The sequence below is a fragment of the Treponema sp. R6D11 genome (genome assembly GCF_054786075.1).
The window spans coordinates 1-316 of the sequence record NZ_BDHD01001376.1 but is presented as its reverse complement, the minus strand read 5'-3'; the positions used below and the strand labels follow the sequence as shown (position 1 = coordinate 316).

At 30.7% G+C, this 316-nt stretch carries 1 protein-coding gene; it reads right to left on the bottom strand.

Annotated elements, in window-relative coordinates; translation table 11 throughout:
• Window positions 1–86: 86 nt before the first annotated feature.
• Window positions 87–316 (bottom strand): hypothetical protein (locus tag ACYVTD_RS18820; RefSeq protein ID WP_461249103.1); only part of this gene is annotated, 230 nt, incomplete at its 5' end.

Genomic DNA, 316 nt, shown 5'->3' with positions numbered 1-316 from the left:
ATATTAGACTACCTTATACTGATAATACTACCAGCCAGATACAGAAAAGTAAAGTAGGCGAAACTAGTTATTAGTGAAGTTTTTTGTTATTCTGTTTTACGTTTGAAGCTTTTAAATGGCATTAAAAAATTTAACAAAGATGAATTTTCTTTTTTTCTGCTATCTAGACGAATATTTTTTTTATTTTCATGACCGGATATTTGTTCTTTTAAATCTTCTTTTACCTGTTTTTCTATCTTTGCCCAATAACCCTTTATTTGGGGGCTTATACAACCACTTCCCCCGCCAAAAAGGATTAATCCTCGTTCTTCTGAAA